Annotated in this window: 15 protein-coding genes; 5 read left to right on the forward strand and 10 right to left on the reverse strand. The window is 61.9% G+C overall.

Features of this window, described 5'->3' with window-relative positions; all coding sequences use genetic code 11:
* Positions 1–21 precede the first annotated feature (21 nt).
* Positions 22–1,056, forward strand: coding sequence for a glycosyltransferase family 4 protein (locus H6979_09485; protein MCP5140075.1), 1,035 nt, complete (start codon positions 22–24; stop codon positions 1,054–1,056).
* Here H6979_09485 and hisF read toward each other — a convergent pair whose 3' ends face one another.
* The 3 genes from hisF to H6979_09500 are packed head-to-tail and all read right to left on the reverse strand — an operon-like array spanning position 1,057 to position 3,568.
* Positions 1,057–1,815, reverse strand: a complete 759-nt coding sequence (hisF, locus tag H6979_09490) for an imidazole glycerol phosphate synthase subunit HisF (protein ID MCP5140076.1) — start codon at positions 1,813–1,815, stop codon at positions 1,057–1,059.
* On the reverse strand, positions 1,809–2,405 hold the full coding sequence (gene hisH / locus H6979_09495) for an imidazole glycerol phosphate synthase subunit HisH (GenBank protein ID MCP5140077.1): 597 nt from the start codon (positions 2,403–2,405) through the stop codon (positions 1,809–1,811). The genes hisF and hisH overlap by 7 nt, the downstream gene beginning before the upstream one ends.
* A gap of 20 nt (positions 2,406–2,425) precedes the next feature.
* Positions 2,426–3,568: an N-acetyl sugar amidotransferase gene (locus H6979_09500; protein MCP5140078.1), complete on the reverse strand. Its 1,143-nt coding sequence runs from the start codon at positions 3,566–3,568 to the stop codon at positions 2,426–2,428.
* 51 nt (positions 3,569–3,619) lie between these two features.
* Between H6979_09500 and H6979_09505 the strand changes: the two genes are divergently transcribed.
* The gene (locus tag H6979_09505) at positions 3,620–4,711 is read left to right on the forward strand and encodes a hypothetical protein (GenBank protein ID MCP5140079.1); all 1,092 of its coding nucleotides are present in this window, start codon (positions 3,620–3,622) and stop codon (positions 4,709–4,711) included.
* Between the two features lie 8 nt (positions 4,712–4,719).
* Here the strand turns inward: H6979_09505 and pseI are convergent, their stop codons facing one another.
* Genes pseI through pseB form a run of 5 tightly spaced genes read right to left on the reverse strand, consistent with a single transcriptional unit; the run spans position 4,720 to position 10,112 of the window.
* Positions 4,720–5,787 (reverse strand): pseudaminic acid synthase, encoded by a 1,068-nt coding sequence (gene pseI / locus H6979_09510; protein ID MCP5140080.1) that lies wholly within the window; start codon positions 5,785–5,787, stop codon positions 4,720–4,722.
* Positions 5,784–7,262 (reverse strand): UDP-2,4-diacetamido-2,4,6-trideoxy-beta-L-altropyranose hydrolase, encoded by a 1,479-nt coding sequence (pseG, locus tag H6979_09515; GenBank protein ID MCP5140081.1) that lies wholly within the window; start codon positions 7,260–7,262, stop codon positions 5,784–5,786. The genes pseI and pseG overlap by 4 nt, the downstream gene beginning before the upstream one ends.
* Positions 7,262–7,957 (reverse strand): pseudaminic acid cytidylyltransferase, encoded by a 696-nt coding sequence (pseF, locus tag H6979_09520; protein MCP5140082.1) that lies wholly within the window; start codon positions 7,955–7,957, stop codon positions 7,262–7,264. Before pseF ends, pseG begins: the two co-directional genes overlap by 1 nt.
* The gene (gene pseC, locus H6979_09525) at positions 7,954–9,114 is read right to left on the reverse strand and encodes a UDP-4-amino-4,6-dideoxy-N-acetyl-beta-L-altrosamine transaminase (protein ID MCP5140083.1); all 1,161 of its coding nucleotides are present in this window, start codon (positions 9,112–9,114) and stop codon (positions 7,954–7,956) included. Before pseC ends, pseF begins: the two co-directional genes overlap by 4 nt.
* A complete protein-coding gene (pseB, locus tag H6979_09530; protein MCP5140084.1) occupies positions 9,111–10,112 on the reverse strand; it encodes a UDP-N-acetylglucosamine 4,6-dehydratase (inverting) in 1,002 nt (333 codons plus the stop codon). The genes pseC and pseB overlap by 4 nt, the downstream gene beginning before the upstream one ends.
* Before the next feature lie 105 nt (positions 10,113–10,217).
* On the opposite strand from pseB, the gene H6979_09535 reads away from it, so the two are divergent.
* Positions 10,218–11,792 (forward strand): capsule assembly Wzi family protein, encoded by a 1,575-nt coding sequence (locus tag H6979_09535; GenBank protein MCP5140085.1) that lies wholly within the window; start codon positions 10,218–10,220, stop codon positions 11,790–11,792.
* Between the two features lie 52 nt (positions 11,793–11,844).
* Here the strand turns inward: H6979_09535 and H6979_09540 are convergent, their stop codons facing one another.
* Together H6979_09540 and H6979_09545 are read right to left on the reverse strand one after the other, a co-directional pair.
* Positions 11,845–14,217, reverse strand: coding sequence for an MMPL family transporter (locus H6979_09540; GenBank protein MCP5140086.1), 2,373 nt, complete (start codon positions 14,215–14,217; stop codon positions 11,845–11,847).
* 1 nt (position 14,218) lies between these two features.
* On the reverse strand, positions 14,219–15,169 hold the full coding sequence (locus H6979_09545; protein MCP5140087.1) for a glycosyl hydrolase: 951 nt from the start codon (positions 15,167–15,169) through the stop codon (positions 14,219–14,221).
* 291 nt (positions 15,170–15,460) lie between these two features.
* On the opposite strand from H6979_09545, the gene H6979_09550 reads away from it, so the two are divergent.
* Positions 15,461–17,503: a DUF1302 domain-containing protein gene (locus H6979_09550; protein ID MCP5140088.1), complete on the forward strand. Its 2,043-nt coding sequence runs from the start codon at positions 15,461–15,463 to the stop codon at positions 17,501–17,503.
* Between the two features lie 17 nt (positions 17,504–17,520).
* Entirely contained in the window at positions 17,521–18,834 is a 1,314-nt protein-coding gene (locus tag H6979_09555) for a DUF1329 domain-containing protein (GenBank protein MCP5140089.1), read from the forward strand.
* Positions 18,835–18,898 lie beyond the last annotated feature (64 nt).

Raw genomic sequence — 18,898 nt, forward strand, 5'->3', positions numbered from 1 at the left:
GAGTTCGAATCCTTCATCGCGATGGCAGAGCGCGGCCACAGGCTCACGATCGTCATCAAGCCGGATTCCGTCTACGTGCCGCGCCTGCGCGAACTCGGCATCCGCATGTTGCACTGCTATCCGGAAAAAAAGATCGATCTGGAATCGATTCGCGCGCTGCGCGCGGAACTGCGTCGCACCCGTTACGACATCATCTACGCAACGACCTCGAAGACCATTCCCAATGCAGCCTTTGCAGCGATCGGCTTCCCCGCAAAGCTGGTCGCCTACCGGGGCACTACCGGGGGCCTGCACCGTCACGACCCGACCGCCTACCTGACCATCCTGCACCCGCGTGTGGATGGCGTGGTCTGCGTTTCCGAGGCGGTCCGGCAGGACGTGCTGCGACGGGTCTGGAAAAACAGGGACCAGGTCGTAACCATCCACAAGGGCCACAACCTTGAATGGTCTTCACTGCCACCGGCCGATCTGGGCGAGTTCGGCATCGGCGCCGGTGATTTCGTGGTCATCTGCGCAGTCAACGCCAGGCCCAGCAAGGGCATCGACATCATGCTGGAAGCAGCAAACCACCTCGCGCATATCGACAATCTGCACCTGCTGCTGGTGGGCAAGGACACGGACACGGAGCCCTACACCACGCTGATTGCCGGCAACAGGATGCGCGAGCGCATTCATGTCGCCGGTTTTCGCCGGAATGCCCCCGAGCTGATTGCAGCCAGCAATGTGCTGGTGCAGCCCTCGCGCAGCGGCGAGGGCCTGCCGCGAGCCGTGATGGAAGCGATGGGCTACGGCACACCGGTGATCATCACCGATACGGGCGGCGGCAAGGAAGTGGTTGAAGACGGGGTATCAGGCTTCGTCGTCCCGGTGGAAGATCCGGCGGCAATCAGCCGCCGCGTAGAACAGCTGCACAAGGACCCGGACCTGTGCCGGCGGCTGGCAGAAAGCGGCAGGAGAAAGCTCGAAGACCGCTTTTCATCGGCCCGGACGACGGATAAATATCTGGCCTTTTTCGGGGCACTGGCCGGCGCATCCGGAGCGCCGGACCCGGGCTGATCAGCCGCCAGGCAACCTGACCGGAATGCCCTGCTCTGCCATTCGGCGCTTGCAGTCATTGGGCGTGAAGTTCGTGAAGTGGAAGATGCTCGCCGCGGCCACCGCTGACGCCCCGGCGCGGATCGCCGCCACACAGTCATCGGGACCGGAGATGCCCCCGCAGGCGATCAGCGGGACATCGGCGGCCTGTGCATAGCGCCCGATGCTCTCCTGGTCACAACCCTCCATCGTGCCGTCGCGATCCACGAAGTTGATCAGCAGTTCGCCGGCACCGAGCGCCTGTGCGCGGACAATCCAGTCAAGCGGATCGAGATCCAGCGCCGGATCAACCCGCGACCACACCCGGTTGACGCCATCACGCCGGCGGATATCGATCGAAACGACGATGCATTGCGCGCCGAATACGCGTACCGCATCGCGGACGAATTCCGGATCGACCAGCGCTCCGTAGTTCAGCGATACCTTGTCTGCGCCCGCCTTGAGCAGCTTGCGGATATCCTCGATGCTGCGCAGCCCGCCACCGACCGTCAGCGGCATGAAACACTCCGAGGCAATCTCGCGCACGGTGAACATGTCGATGGAGCGCTTCTGTGCGGATGCATCGATATCCAGCAGGATCAGTTCATCGACGTTGCGCGTGTTGTAGGTCCGCGCGACGGTGATCGGGTTGCCCAGGTTGCGCCGCTCGCTGAAGCGGATGGTCTTGAGCACGGAATAGCCGTTGATCAGCACCACCGGTATGACGCGGTGCCTCAGCATGCGAAAGCCGCGAAATTCCCGAGCACCTGGAGTCCGGCGTCCTGGCTTTTTTCAGGATGGAACTGGGTGCCCCAGACAGGACCGCTGGCGACTGCGGCAACGACCTGACCGCCGTAGTCGGTGGTGGCATGCGGGATATCTTCGTGCAACTGCATCGCATAGCTGTGGACGAAGTAAAAGCATGCGCCATCCGCCACTCCGGCAAACATGGCCATCGACCCGCCATGCACCTCGTTCCAGCCCATGTGCGGAATACGCAGGGCTGGATCATTCCGGCGCAAGGCGGCGACATGTCCGCGGATCAGCCCCAGGCCGGCAACCGGCGCACCGTCGGCACCCTCGTCCCCGCTGGTCGAGAGCAGCTGCATGCCGAGACAGATACCGAGGATCGGCGTCTGCCGGGCTTTCACGTTTTCTGTAATCGCATCGGCCATGCCACTTTCAGCAAGCTGCCGGGACGCTTCGGCAAAACTGCCCACCCCCGGCAGGATCAATGCGCCTGCGCTGCGCACGCCGGCCGGATCGGCACACACGGTATGGGCGACGTCGAGAAACTTCAGCGCGCGGGCAACGCTGCCGATGTTGCCCATGCCTATGTCGATAACGGTGATCACAGGGGCTGTGGCAGGAACTTTCTCTGCAGGTTGCCCTGCGTATCCTTGACGAGATTCCCGTCATCGTCGCAGACGAAGAGCATCTTGTTGGTGAAGCGGTCGAGCGTTGCCTCGAACACCGCCTCGCTCATGCCGAGAAATTGCAGAAAATCCGGTATGTACTTCCAGGGCACCTGACCCTCGGAGGACGCGACCAGCTTGCCGATGGCCTCATTGCGCGTCATGCGCCCGGCCCGGATTTCGATGCACAGCTGGTCGGTGGCGCGTCCGTAGCCGAATTTTATGAACTTCATGTAGTCGTGGAGTCCGCCAATCCACTTGCAGTCCAGGTTCTCGATGTCGTTATAGGCGCCCTCGACCGGCCCGCCGGGATTGCGGTTCCAGCCCAGACCGAGGACGAGGTCGCGGTTGCGCTCGGTGTCCCAAGGCTCGAAATAGCCGAGAAACAGGCCCGTCACGCCCACCTCATGGATCTGCTGGTCCGGCGGGTACTCGAGAAAGTAGATATCGCGCATGTCTACGCCGTCATGCACGGCATCCGAAAGCCGGTGACCGAGCATCTGGAACTGCTCGAGCCAGTTGCGATCGAGAAAATTGTTGCCCTTGCGGGAGGCCGGGCCGCCATATTCGAACTGCGAGTTCTCGCCCCAGATCAGCAGCGGAATGCGGAACTCGACGGCAATGCGCACCGGTATGGTGAAGATGCCGATGTGCTCGGGCCAGCAGCAATCGCCCAGCTTTCTGAAGCCGATGTCCACAAGTTGCCGGTAGGCCTTGCGGTTGCCGCCCAGCTGAATCAGGTCAAAGCCCTGGTCACGCAGGAAGATCAGGTTCTTCTGCCCGACCTCGGTCATTTCGCAGGGCACATGGTTCACGCAAAGCGGCTTCATGCCGTACTTGTCGCGCATGGTCAGTGCCTGATAGCAGCTGTCCTTGCCGCCACTGACGGGAATGATGCAGTCCCAGCGCGCACCGTCACCACGATACCGCGCGAGGATGGCCTCGAATTCAGCCGCCCGCTGACTCCAGTCGATGTCGCGCTTTCTCGCGACGGAATTGCACGCATCGCAGACCCCCTCGGCGTCGAACACCTGCTCGGGACGGGTAATCGGCATAATGCACTTGCGGCAGAATTGCATCGTTGGCTCCTGTCGACCAATCATAAGCCAGAACCAGAGAGCGGCTGAAGAATGCGGACTGAACCAAACATATATGTCTGCTCGACGGTCAGGCATCTGTTGTTTTCACTGCTGCGCGCTGCCTCGTGCAGGGACGAATCGCATTACATCCTGTTTTTCGCCGACTACCAGCAGGCGTCGCTCGGCGACTGGCATCTCGACAAGCTGCCCGCAAACATGACTGTCTGCGAGCTGTCCCGCGGCCGGGTCCGCCAGCAGCTGGCCGGGAGTTTGCGCGGCAGGCTTTGCTATTTTCTGGCCATGCGCGGCCTCCGCGCGCCCGCGATCATTCTCGGGCCACTGCACTCGATCCTTGCCGAAGCATCCCCGGAGCTCTCACGCGCGCTGGCTGATACCGGAATGCCGCATCTCTGGCTGTTCAACGAGCGCAACAGGATGGCCCGCCTGCTGCGCCTGCTGGCCAGGCGTTTTTCAGTCCTTGAAGACGGCGAAGGCAACTACCTGCTGCAGCGTTGTCCGTGGTGGAAATGGCCCGCCCGTCTTGTTCGCGGCCTTCCGGCGCGACACCGCGTTTTCGGCGAAGAAGACCGCTGCGAATCGGTCTGGGTGCTGCACCCGGAGCGATTGCCCGCACCGGTACGCCACAAGGGCCGGCAGATCGACTTTCTCACCAGCTCCGCCGGGCTCGCAACCATCAGACAGCTGTTCGACGCTGAGACCGTATCGGCCGGCGAGGCGCAACAGGTGATCCTCGCCAGCCAGCCATTCGGGATTCCAGGCGTCACCACCGCGGACAAGCAGCAGGTCTATGGGCAGATCATTGACTACCTGCAGACAAAGGGGATGCCGGTCGTACTGAAGATCCACCCGGCAGAAGATGCTGGCGACTACGGGTTCCTCGGTGAAAAGGTCCGGCGGGCACCGGCAAAAATCCCCCTGGAAGCCCTGCTGCTCGGCGCCTCCCGACCACCGATCGTGTTATCGGTGCTGTCGACGGCCGGTCTGGGCTTCGAACGTTACTGCCGCAGAATCAAGCTCTGCGAGGACGGCGCAAGTGACAGCCTGTACTTTCAGACGGTGCAGCGCTGGGTTGCCGATCCCGAAACGCTCGACGCGGTACTCCGGAAAAAACTGCCAGGCTGAGCGGGCGGTCACCGGCGCTCCGGATCATCCCCGACCAGCTGCCAGGTCACCGGCGAACCCCGCTGCGCATCGATCCGTGCATGGCGGCCGACGATGGCGCCGATGCAGTCCGGCGGCAGGCCAAAGCCGGGACGGATACTGCGCACATGCTCCGGCGTGATCAATTCACCCTTGCGCAGGTCCTTGACCACATAGAGCGAGCGGCGAAACTTCGCGTTACCCTGCTCGGACGACTGCCGGTCATAACTGACCTTGCCGAGTGCGGTCCATGCAGTGTGCGCGTCGGCAACCAGGCTGGCCAGTTCGGCCGGTTCCAGCGAGAAGCTGTCGTCCGGACCACCGCCGGCCCGATCCAGCGTTACGTGCTTCTCGATCACGCAGCCGCCCAGCGCCACCGAGGCCAGGGCGGTGACATTGCTGATCGTGTGGTCAGACAGACCCGTCAGCACACCGAAGCGCTGCGCGATATCGACCATCGTTTTCAGGTTGTATTCCCCGGCCGGTGCCGGATATCCGCTCACACAGCGGAGCACGATGGGGTTGGCGCACCCCCCTTCGCGTGCGGCATCTATCGCCGCACCGATCTCCTCCAGGCCAGCCATGCCGGTGGACATGATCAGCGGCTTGCCGGTACTTGCCACACGGCGGATGAGGGGCAGGTCGATGATTTCGAAGGAGGCAATCTTGTAGGCCGGCGCACCAAGCTGTTCGAGCAGGTCCACGGCGGTGGCATCGAAGGGTGAACTGAAAATGGCAATACCGAGTTCACGGGCCCTGGCAAACAGCGGCTCGTGCCATTCCCAGGGCATCTGTGCCCACTGATACAGTTCGAACAGGGTACGGCCATCCCAGAGACCACCGTGTACCTGGAAGTCCTCGCTGTCATGGTCGATGGTGATCGTGTCGGCGCGGTAGGTCTGCAGCTTGACGGCATCTGCCCCGGCATCTTTTGCCGCCTGAATGATCTGCAGGGCACGACCGATGTCGCCATTGTGATTGGCCGACAGCTCGGCGATCACATATGGCGGACAGCCGTCACCGATCTCGCGTCCGTTGATTTGCACGGTTCTTTTCATTGGCGTCGTGGCAGTACGAATTCCGTATCAGATGCACGCTGATAACCCGCTGCGGCAAACAGCCTGAGCGAGGCGGCATTGCCCGGCAGCACCGTCGCATGGATTGTAAGCTCCTGGTGCAGCTCGCCGAGGAGATTGAGTGCAATCAGGCCGAGCCCCTGGCCATGCAACGCGGGTGCCAGATAGATCGACACCTCATATTCACCCGGAAGCTGCCGGTCCAGACGCACCACCCCGGCCGGTTCACCTGACTTGCAGATCATGTAGAAATAGCAGAAAGGATCACGCAACCTGGCACGCATCCAGCTGTAGTGCCCGTCCCGGTCCGGCACCTGCGGATTGCGCGCATGGCGCCGGATCTCCGGCATCTGCTGCCATCGATAGACCTGGGCGATATCCGCCTCGCCGGCCACGGCAAGCCATATGCTGCAACCGTCCCGGCTCAGCGCGGGGAGGATTCGCTGTACGACGCGGCGGCAGCCGAGACCGGCGCTCACCGCCAGATTGGCATGGACGTAGTCCGGCCAGTGACTGCGGAGACGGTTCAGCGCAGTCGGCAGCCCGGTGTCCAGCGCTTCCCGTCCGATCGCGATGGCCGCATGTGCGTCCTGCATGGCCACTGCCACATCCGCCTGGTTGGCCGCGAATGGCACCAGCACAGAAGGCAAACCGAGTACCGCGCGCTCCCAGGTGGTCGAGCCCGGCGCGCCGATGGCCAGCGTGCAGCGACTCATGAGGCCGGCCATGTCTTCGACAAAGTCGTGCAGCACAAAGCGTCCGTCCAGCTCGCTGACGCGCTTTTGTATCGAGGCGAAATGCGGTGCCGCGGCCGACAGGACCAGGTCGATGCGGCCGATCCAGTCGCAGGCTGAAGTTGCCAGCACCTCCAACACCGACGCGGTGACATTCAGCGCGTCATAGCCGCCCATGCTGACCAGCAGGCGATGTTCCTGCGGCACAACGCTGCGATCCAGCTGTTCGCGAAGCCGGTAGTAGACCGGCTGCAGCAGTGCATATTCACTGCCGGCAAGCACTCCGGCAACCTGCCCGTGACTGTAGGCCGAGGCGGGCCGGCCGAGCGTCTGGTCGATGACCAGACTCGCGATGTGCTGCCGGCAAAGGTCGTCGATGACGATCAGCTGACTGCAATGCCCGGTTACGGCCTTCTCCCACTCCGGGCCCAGTTCGTAGTGATCGACCACCACGATATCTGCAGGACCGGACAGGGCGGCAAGAAATTCGGCCGCGTCGTCGACCGCCCCGGGCGACCCCGCACCGGCAGCACCGGCTGCGGGCAGCTGGCTGACTGCGAAGTTGCGCGCCTCGATCCTGTCGCACAGGTGGCCAGGCAGTTCACGGCACAGGAAGTGGCAGTCGGCGCCGCGCGCGGCAAGCGCATCCGCGAGCGCCAGACAGCGCATCACATGGCCGGCACCGATCTCGATCGAGGCATCCGCCCGGAACGCGACACGCATCAGGATTGCGCGGCCAGCACCTTGAATGCCAGCTCCGCCACGGCCCAGTCTTCCGGGGTATCGATATCGTGTACCCGCCGGCGCGGCAGGAGGATCGCCGCCGAGTGGTTCGCAAAGACCGGTCGCTCGGCGAGCCAGGCATCGGCCGTGCCCCAGTAGAACTGTCCGGCGTCGTGATAGCAGGGCTGCAGATCCTGCGAGCGCGTCTTGAGGTGTTCAGGCTGCAGCATCTCGATTGCGCCGCCGGCGGTCAGGCGAAAGGCGCGCTGCACCGGAAAGGCAAAATCCGTCGCACTGAAGACATAGTCGAGCCCATCCGTCGCCATCAGCCTGGTCAGGCCCGCGGAGAGATCCTCCACACGCATGAACGGCGCTGTCGGATAGATGCAGCACACGGCGCTGAAAACCTGTCCGTCCGCCTGCAGCGCCTCCACCGCGTGACGCATCACCTGGCCCGTGGTCGCCATATCGTCGGCAATGGCTGCGGGACGGACAAACGGCAGCTCGGCGCCATGCTGGCGGGCGACGCTGGCGATCTCCTCGTCATCCGTCGAAACGATGATGCGGTCGAACAATCCACTGCGCGTCGCCGTTTCCATCGACCAGGCGATCATCGGCTTGCCGCAGAACTCGCGGATGTTCTTGCGCGGTATCCGCTTGCTGCCGCCCCGCGCCGGTATCACGGCAAGCTTCATTCGAGCGCCGCTCCCAACACCTCCACCACCCGATCCTGTTGCGCGTCGGTCATGTGATGAAACATCGGCAGGCTGATCGCCTGCTCGTAATACCGATCCGCTTCGGGCCAGCTGCCGGTCAACTGCTGTGTTTCGACGAAGTACGGCTGCGTGTGCAGGGGAATGTAGTGCAGGTTGACACCGATGCCACCGGCGCGCAGCGCACTGAACACCTCCCGGTGTCCGGCCACACCCCGGGCATCGGCCAGGCGGATCACATACAGATGACGCGACGAGTAGGTATCCGGATGTTGCCAGGGCACCGTCACGGGCAGCTTCGCGAGCAGCCGGTCGTAGCGCTCAGCCAGGCGATTGCGCGCAGCCACCCATGCCTCCAGATGCGCGATCTGACTGAGGCCCAGGGCTGCCTGCAGGTCTGTCATGCGGTAATTGAAGCCCAGGTCTATCTGCTGGTAGTACCACGGACCATCTGCCGCATGAGTCATCCGTGCCGGTTCACGGGTAATGCCGTGGCTGCGCAACAGTGCCATTTTCTCCGCCAGCGCAGCGTTGTTCGTCATGGCCGCGCCTCCCTCACCGGTGGTGATGATCTTCACCGGATGAAAGCTGAACACCGTGATGTCGCTGTAGCGGCAGGCGCCTACCGGCTGGTCCTCATACCGCGCACCGACCGCATGCGAAGCGTCTTCGATGATCGAAAAACCGTACTCGCGTGACAGGGCGCTGATCGCGGCCATATCGCAGGATTGCCCGCACAGATGGACGGGGATCACGACTTTCGGCAGGCGCCCTCCGGCGTCGCGCACGGATTTCAGCCGGGCGGCGAGTGCCACCGGGCTCATGTTCCAGGTACGCGGATCGATATCGATGAAATCCACCTTCGCCCCGCAGTACAGGGCGCAGTTGGCCGATGCCACAAAGGTGATATCGCTGGTCCAGACCAGGTCGCCGGCCTGCACGTCGAGCGCCCGGCAGGCGACATGCAGCGCTGCCGTCGCAGAACTCGTCACGACTGAATGGCGCGCACCAGTCACCGCACAGAGCGCCTGCTCGAAGGCTGGCACCTTCGGACCCTGGGTCAGAAAATCGGACCTGAGCACCTCGACGACCGCATCGATATCGGCCGCCGAGATTTCCTGCCTGCCGTAGGGAATCACAGATCAGCCTGCCGGTCGAACTCGCGGATCTCCGGCACCGAGAGAAAATGCGGATTGTCACCCGAGTGGTACTGGAAGCCCTGTGCGACAGGCACGCCGGTCTCGCCGAGACCGTTGACCGTATAGTCACAGTTGTCGTGATGAAACTGGATGGTCGGACGCAGCACGTAGTGATCCTCGAACTCGAGGGTCAGGTGTGAATCATCCGCCGGGCACATGATCTCGTGCAGCTTCTCGCCCGGACGGATGCCCACGATCTTCGTCGGCAGCCCCGGCGCATAGGCCTGCGCGAGGTCCATGATGCGCACCGAAGGAATCCGGGGCACGAAGATCTCTCCGCCCTGCATGCGTTCGAAGTTGCGGAGCACGAAATCAACGCCCTGGCGCAGGGTGATCCAGAAGCGGGTCATTTCGGCATGGGTAATCGGCAGATGATCCGCGCCTTCCGCCACCAGCTGCCTGAAAAACGGCACCACCGAGCCGCGTGATCCCACGACGTTGCCATAGCGGACCACCGAAAAACGGGTGCGCGACTTGCCAACCATGTTGTTCGCAGCAACGAACAGCTTGTCGGAAGCCAGCTTGGTCGCCCCATAGAGATTGATGGGGTTGGCAGCCTTGTCGGTAGACAGGGCGATGACCTTCGCCACATTGTTCCGGATCGCGGCACGGATGACGTTCTCGGCGCCGTGTATGTTGGTCTTGATGCATTCCATCGGATTGTATTCAGCTGCCGGCACCTGCTTGAGCGCAGCAGCGTGAATCACGAAGTCGATGTCGTGCATGGCCTGGTTGAGACGGTCAGCATCCCGTACATCGCCGATGAAGTAGCGCATGCAGGGATCGTTGAACACCCGCTGCATCTCGAACTGCTTGAGTTCGTCGCGCGAAAAGATGACGAGTCGCCTCGGCTTGTAGCGCTCGAGGATCGTGCGGGTGTATTTCTTCCCGAATGAGCCGGTACCACCGGTAATCAGTATCGCTTTGTCGTTAAACATGAGGTTCCCGGGTAACCGCAACCAGTTTCAGGCGCCATGCGATCAGGCTTGCATTATCTACCGGGCCGCGCAACCATTAAAGCAATCTTGCGACGAGGTTCCGTGTTGAGCCGCAAATTCCCCTGTGGCTCATGGTTCGTCGGGTTTTTTTCCCTGCTCAAGGTTGCATGCATGGGCGATTCCGCTGACAAGCGCTGGCTGATATTCCTCATCCTGTCCGGCATCACCGCAACCGCCAGCGCCGAACCGTGGATCGACACCTCGGACATCGCGCTCCGCACTGAAATCCAGTACCTCGCCGACCGCGGCGTGATCAAGGCGCCAGTCACCACCTGGCCGCTGATGTGGGCGGCCATCGAACCGGATCTGCATGCGGCCGATGTCAGCCAGCTGGACGCGGCAGGACTCAATGCCTGGCAGGACATCATGCGGCATCTCGATTTCTCGAAACGATCCATCAGCTCGGCCAGCGTCACGGTCGCGAACGACGACAACCGCTTTGCCGGTTTCGGTGACGAATACCGCGACAAGAACACGGTGGCCCTGAGCTACAGCACGATGGGCGACCGGTGGGCGCTCAAGCTCAAGCCGGGCTGGACGGCTGACCCGGAGGACAATGATGAATACCGGCTGGATGAAAGCTACCTGGCCGGGACGCTGGGCAACTGGGTGGTATCGGCCGGACTGCAGGACCGCTGGTGGGCGCCAGGCTGGGACACCAACCTGAGCCTGACCAGCAACGCACGACCGATGCTGGCGCTTGCACTCACGCGCAAGGACGCGAGCCCGTTCAGGCTGCCGTTCACCGACGATTACCAGATCCCCTGGACGGTCACCACGTTCATGGGGCACATGAGTACTGATCGTGCTGTCCCGAACGCACTCCTGTGGGGCTTCCGCCTGAACTTCAAGCCGCATCCCCGCCTGGAAGTCGGCGTCACGCGCCTGGCGCAATGGGCCGGTGATGGCCGGCCGCATGGTTTTGACACCTTCTGGAATGTTCTGACCGGGCGCGACAACTGCGGCAACAGCGGCCTCGACTGCACGGACAACAACGAACCCGGGAACCAGCAGGCCGGTTACGACCTGCGACTGTCCGTACCCGTCGCAGGACACAACTTCGGCATCTACTACCAGTCATTTGCCGAAGACGGCAGTCAAAGCAGCACCAAGTTCTGGACCAAGGCACGTCCGCAGGTCGGCGTGGACACCACCGTCACCATCATGGACACACCTCTCCTGATGTTCCTCGAGTACACCGACAGCCTGAATTACTGCGGCAATGGCGAACAGCTGGGCATTGCCGATTGCTATTACGAACACCATATCTATCGCACCGGAATGCGTTACCAGGGTCGCAATATCGGCAATCTCTACGATAACGATGCCGCCACGGTGGTCTTTGGCATGATTGCGCAGATGCGCAACGACGCCAGCTGGCAATGGTCGCTGCGCTATGCCCACCTGAACCGCGACAACAGCGACGCATATCCGGGTGAACCCGACGGCAACACGGTCACGGAAATTGCCGAGGACCTGCTGATGCTGTCCGGGAAATATCAACGCATCTTCGGCCGCTGGAAGATCGGTGCGGGTGGCAGCGCCAGCCATTCAACCTTCCGCGATCAGTCCGGCGACGATGACTACAGGGCTTTTCTCGACCTGGAATACCTGCTGTAGGAGCGGCTTCAGCCGCGATTGATGGCCGGAAGCATCGCGGCTGAAGCCGCTCCTACGGATGGCTGCCGTTGGCCCCGCGTTCGTTTGCAGTCCCCATGATGAACTTCGGCTTGAAGATCTCGACCCATGCGGGCACCAGGAACATCGCGGAACAGGCGTTCAGGACCAGCATGATGATCAGCAGGCGTGCCGAGTCTGCCTGGAAGCGCAGCTCGGAAATGAACACCCACATGATGATGCCGCCAATCAGGGTGGTTGCCGTAAAGGCGATCGCGACACCGGTCGTGCTCACTGCGCGTTTTACCGCTTCCTGCAGGTCGGTCGCACCATGCATCTCTTCCTTGATGCGGTCCATCATGTAGATGGCATAGTCCACGCCCAGACCGATACCCACCGCGATCATCGGCACGGTGTTCACGTTCAGGCCCATGTCGAGCAGACCCATGCAGGCATAGGTCAGGGTCGTGGCAAAGCCCATCGAGACCAGCATCATCACGCCTGAATGTATCGATCCGTAAAACCAGAAGGTAAACATCAGGATCAGCACCAGCACCGCCGGCACGACAACCAGGTTGGTATCGAAGGCTTCCTCGTTGATCGCCGCTGTCACGCCGACCGGGCCACCGGCCAGATCGATATGCAGGCCGGGGATCTTGTTGCCGACCTCGTCTCGCCATTGCTTGACCATGTGGATCGCACGACGGATGGTCTCGCCGGTATGGTCCTTGTAGTAGAAGACCATGTTCGCGAGCTGCTCGTCGGTATCCAGATACTCGAGCAGTGCGCCCGGAACCGGCGCCGACATCATGTACATGAACATCAGGCCGCCGACATCACTGGCGCGGTTCGGCACCACGGCCCAGCGCGGATCATCGTTGCGCGTCATCTGGTTTACCTGGATCACCAGGTTGTTCAGCCCCTTCGCGCCACCCATGGTGGGGTCGAGCAGCATGTAGTTCTGGAAATCCGCCAGCGCCTTGATCACTTCCGGGCGCTTGAGACCACCCTTCTCGTCGGTACGCGCGATGATGAACAGCTCTTCCGAACCCGGAAACCGGTCATTGATCGCCTTCGATGACACGTTGAAATCGTGATCGCGATAAAGCAGCGGTGAACCCGGCTCCGGCTCGCCGATCTGCACCCTGAAACTCAGCGCGGTCGCAACCAGCACGATGCACAGGGTCACCCACAGCACGGCCTTCGCGCGCTCGCGCGTGCCGACGACGAGCGCCAGCTTGGGGAATACGTCGCGAATGATGGTGCGTTTGATGCTGATGTTTTTCGGCTTGGGCAGGATCGCCAGCAGCATCGGCAGGGTCACGAGCACCGTCACGACCATGCTCACCGCCCAGAACGAGGCGTAGATCGCCATCTTGTCGTTGATCGGCACCGAACCGAGACCGATCAGGAAAAGTGCGGCGGCATCGGCCACGATGGCCAGTGCGCCCGGACGGAACAGCGCATTGAAGGTATTGCGGGCGGCCAGCTGCCTGTCATCAGTACGCGCCAGCTCGAGAAAGTAGCGCTCCACTTTCTGTATGCCATGTGACAGGGCGCGCGCCGAGATCAGGAACGGCACCACCAGCATCAGCGGGTCGAGGTTGTAGCCGAGCACGCCCATGAAGCCGACGCCCCAGATGCTGGTCAGCGCCATGCCGAACAGTGGCAGCAGGATGCCGTAGAGCCGCCGTGTGTAGACGATCAGGATCGCCAGCACGATGACCACGGTATAGAGAAAGATCTGCAGGATCTGCACGCTGTAGGAGTCAACCCAGCCCACCAGCACCGGATTGCCGGTGGCGTAAATGCGCACGCCGGGCGCCGCTTCCTTGAGACGGATCGCCTGCAGCTCTTCGAAGATCTTGCCGTAGTCGAGCGCGCCCTCGTTGAGGGTGCCCTTGATGATCGCGGCCTTGAGATCGGGTGAGACGAGCAGGCCGAATACGCGCGGGCTGGCCACCACATCGCGTTGCATGCCGGCCAGCTCGTCCGGCGAGTAATCGCCATATTGCGGATCGTAGTAGGTCTTCGAACGGATGTTGCCATCCGGTGTCAGCGAGATCTTGCGTGTATTGCGGTGGGTGAGACTGGTCACCAGGTTGTGATTGATGCTGGTGAGCTTGTCCATGCCCTCCGTGATGCGATGAATGCGCGACAGCGTCTCGTTGGTGAATACCGTTCCTTCATCCACTTCCACCGCCATCGTGATGATGTTGGCGCCGCCGAAGGTATCGCGGATAGAGTTGTGGAGCTTGATGTAGGGATGCTGTTGCGGCAGCAGGTCGGCAAAATCCGACAGCATGCGCACAGTCGGGATATGCCAGGCAAACCATGCCGTGATCAGCATGACGATCAGCAGCACCAGCTTGCGGTGATCGAACAGCGCATTGCCGAAGCGCGGGAAAAAGCCCTGGGGTTCGCTCATCTCAGCTCCTCGGCACTGCATACAGCGCACCGGCGGCTCCGCCGATGAGCAGCCGGTCATTGCCAGCCGCATGAATCACGCGCAGGAACAGCCGCACCGGCTCGCCATAGTCCACGCGCTGCCAGCTGTCGCCATCGAGCTTCAGCAAGGTCCCTTCACCCCCGGCCGCATAGATGTCGGCACCGATGCCGGCCAGGCTGTAGATCGGCACCAGCGTCTGCGTATTCTGCAGCGCCCAGCTCTTGCCGCCATCGGCGGTATGCAGGATCTGGCCTGCGAGGCCGGCAACCCAGCCCGTATCCAGATCGCGGAAATACGCATCCTGCGGATAGAACTCGCCCGGCAGCGGTTCGCCCGCAGTCCAGGTTTCGCCACCGTCCTCGCTGTGCACGTTGAAGCCGAACTCGCCGAAGATCAGGGCGTGCTCCGCATCGATGAACTGGATCGTTGTCAGGATCGTGTCATCACCGATGGAATGGTCTTCCCAGTTTTTTCCCGCATCGTCGCTGACGATGATGGTGGTGAAGCTGCCGACCACCCACAGGCGGTTCCGCGGATCGCAGGTGATGCCCTGCGGTGACTCCTCGGTCTGAATCGGGTTTGATGCCCAGGTCTGCCCGTCATCGGCGGAAACGAGCACCTCGCCTTCAGTTGCGAGTGCCGCGAATTGTCCGTTCGGACAGTCCGCGATACCGATCAACGATGGCCAGCCAGGTATTTCCTGCCGGTTCCACGTCGTGCCGGCATCCACGGAGCGCAGCACCAGGCCGTGATTGCCGACCACCACCAGGGCCTTGTCGCTGGATGCTGCCTGCTGGAAGAGATCACCACGACGAATCGGTGCAGCCTGCGACGCCTGCACACCCTCGAGATTAAGCGGCGACTCGCAGGCCACCAGTACACTGGCTGCCGTCACCACGAATGCAGCCAGTCGAACGACCGAATATTTCAAGCGCCCCCCTTAATACGGTTCCGGTTACCAAACTGATTACCGACGCATAGCGCAACGCATACTGGAATGATTCTGCTCGATTGGCAGCACCCGGATCATTCATTTTCGGCATCCCTTTATGCGAACCGGACACCGCAACCGGTGAGCCATTGACGAGCATACGGGAGCGTGGCAGAAGAGATACTTGGGCTGCTGGCGACAAGTGGGGAACATCCGCGATACGCCCGCCAGCCTCAGGTATCTGTTGCAGGGTTCTTCGGACTTCCGTGAATTTCCAGGGGGGAAATAACCATGAGACTCATTCGCATTCCGCGTGCCGCCAGTCGTTGCAGCATCTTGCTAGGTATGGCGGTCGGCATCGGCCTGAGCACCCCGGCATACGCGGTATGGCATTCGGAGGACGGCTCACTCGAAGTCCGCGGCTTCGTCGACAACATGACGAACGTGCGCGACGACGTCGGACTGACCAAGCAGCGGGTACAGGGACAGCTTGAACTCTTCAAGCAGGCCCAGCCACGCGGCATCTTCTCCGACCTGTCGATGGGTGCGACTTTCCGGCTCAGCTACGATGCCGTCTACGACATCAACGATGACGAATATGGCAGGGCGGCCGGCGGCCCGCTGACCTACTCTGCGCCGGGGAATCCGGACTTTTTCACCTACATCAACGGCGGCAGCGCGCCCTTCACCCCGCCGACAACCCTCGCCTACGCCGGCACCTTCGGGCCGGATGGCACCGGCGCCGATGGCGCCATTCCGCTGCCTGGTACCGGCGGCACGATCAACTCACCGAGCAATCCAAACGACGGGCTGCGTTTTGCAGCAGGTGACATTTACGCCTATCAGGATGGCGGCGTGATGCTGGCCACACCGGTACGGCCCTGCGATACGGACAGCCGCGGCTGTGGCCCTCTCAAGGGCTACATGGACAAGGACCGCAACGAACTGCGCTACAAGGAGCTGAACGACGATCTCGACTTCATCCGCGAACTCTGGGTGGCGGGAAGCATCCCGGTCGGCAGTGGCGACAACGAAATTGCCATCCGTCTCGGCCGGCAACAGGTCGTGTGGGGACGAACCGACCTGTTCCGCGTGCTGGACATCGTCAACCCGATGGATTTCTCCCGCGAGAACCTCTACGCGGAATTCGAAGACTCACGCATTCCGCAATGGATGGCGAACGTCGAGTACCGGCTCGGTGCCACCAAGACATTCGACGACCTCAATTTCCAGCTGATCTACAAGCTCGAGCCCTTCCGCCCGCACGACCTGGGCCAGGGTGGCGAACCCTATGCGATCCTCGGCGCCGGCAACCTGTTCCGCGCCCTGGCGAACTGCTGGGAAAACGGATGCACCGTGGGTAATTTCCCGGCCACGGGAGTCACCGTCGATTTCCCCAGCCATGCCATCGGCATCCGCGACGTCAAGAAACCCGACCACAGCGAGTTTGGCGGACGGATCGAGGGCGTCTACAAGGGCGTCGGCTTCTCGCTGAACGCGATGTACTTCTACTCGCAGTTCCCCTCGCTGCGCGGTGGAATTCCAACCGTCGATCCGTTCACGACTTCTCTTGTGGAGACCGTGCACCCCTACGACATCGCTTTCGACGTGGAATTCCCGCGCCTGTTCATGATTGGCGGCTCGGCGGACTGGTACTGGGAAAAAGCCCGGACCTCGTTCCGGGTCGAGACCTCGTACACCACCGGCGAAGAATATGCCGACACCAGCAAGCCCGATCTCTATTCCGATTCGGATGTCTTTCGTGGCGTCATCGGCTTCGACCGGCCAACCTTCATCCCCTTCCTCAACAAAGACCGGGCCTTCCTGATTTCCGGACAGGTGTTCTACCAGAGACTGCTGGACTACAAGTCCTACAACGTGAACTCCGCCGGAATACCCACCCAGGGAAAGATCGGCTTCCAGGACTGGGAGGACAACGTCCTGCTGACCCTGCTGATCCAGGGCAACTACTTCAACGACCGACTGACACCGCAGATCATCACTGCCTACGATACGGAGGCCAAAGCCGGTGTCATCAGCCCCTCGCTCGAATACAAGCCCAACAACAGCTGGGTGTTCAAGCTCGCCCTGAACCTCAAGTGGGCGGATGACAACGGAGCCATCGCTGCAGATGACAACCGCTCTGCCAATCCGTTCCCGCCGGCCACCTGCGCGCCGCCCATCGCCCTGTCGCCAGACCCGAGTCCCTGCCTGACTGCGTACAGCAGCCTCGGCGTCTCCGGCTTTGAACCGCTGGGACGCTTCCGCTCCGGTCCGATCGGCACCGCGATAAACGAAGACGAAATCCAGTTCACCTTACGCTACCAGTTCTGATTGCGAGGTTCGTGACAATGAAAAGGCTAGTAATAATTGGCGCCGCTGTGGCCGGCCTGACGGGCATCGCAGCGCATGCAGAAGTGTCTGACGCGGTCATCAAGAACGCGTTTGCACCCTACGAGAAAACCGCTCCCACTGCGGCAGGCTATCAACCCGGGATGCGCATCACGGCCAAGAACGTGGATGCGCTTGAAGGCATTCTTGATCCCTTCACCTTCCGCTACGTGAAGAAGGGCTGGTTCGAGATCCCGACGACGCCCACCTTCTCCCTGCCGCAGAACCCGAACTACATCGAGGCAACCCGCAAGGGCGCCGACAAGGTCAAGCTGTCGCCCGAAGGGATGCTCGTGAACTTCGATGCCGGCCGGCCTTTCCCGCAGGAGCCCGATGCCAAGGATCCGCAGGCAGGCCTCAAGCTGATGTGGAATTTCCAGCGTTCCATCAACGCCGGTGACAGCGAGACCATTCATCCCTTCTGGTGGACCTTCCGCAACGCCAAGACCGGGCAGAGCGAGCGCCAGCTGCGCTTCGAGTGGCACTTCCTGAACTGGAAACACCGCACGATCTTCGAGCCGAAACCGGATATCACGCCGAATCCCGGACAGATTTTCCGCTCGATTTCCGCCAACGTGCTTGAGCCTTTCGACCTGGCCAATACCCAGCTGCTGATCTGGCGCTATGAAAACGACCTGCAGCGCGACGACGGCTGGCTGTATCTGGGCTTCCAGCGCCGGGTGCGGCGTCTGGCCGTCGGTCAGATCACCGATGCCTTCCTCGGCACCGACGCGATGATCGAGGACTTCGAGGGCTACAACGGCCGTCTCGACGACTACAAGTGGACCTACAAGGGTACGCAGAACGTGCTGATGCCTTTCGAGAAGCATAACGAGCTGCCGGAGCTGGACACCGAGCCGAAGGGCGATGCCGACGGCTTCCGCTTCGTCAAGTTCGGCGGGCAGGGCAACTGCTTCCCGCAGGTGACCTGGCAGCTGCGCAAGTCCTACATCATCGAGGGCAACCCGAAGGACCCGAACCATCCGCTCAGCAAGCGCGTGATCTACATGGATTCGGAGAGCGCGACACTGCCGATCGTGACGCAGTACGACCGCAAGGGTCAGCCGTGGAAGTACTTCCCGATCTGCAAGTCCCACTCCGACTTCCACCTGGCCAAGAACAAGGGTGTTGGCGTCGCCGTCGACGACTGCGCGCTGTTCTTCGACGAGCAGGCCATGCACTGCACCACCCTGCAGTTCAAGTCATACGTGAATCCGCAGGAAAACCCGGCGTCGCTCTTCACCGTGCAGAAGATGCGCTCGACGGGACGTTAGACTTCGCAACGGCAAGGGCCCGTGATCATCCGGTCACGGGCCTTTTTTTGTTTGGAGCAGAAGC

The organism is Chromatiales bacterium (genome assembly GCA_024234935.1).
Lineage (GTDB): Bacteria > Pseudomonadota > Gammaproteobacteria > Steroidobacterales.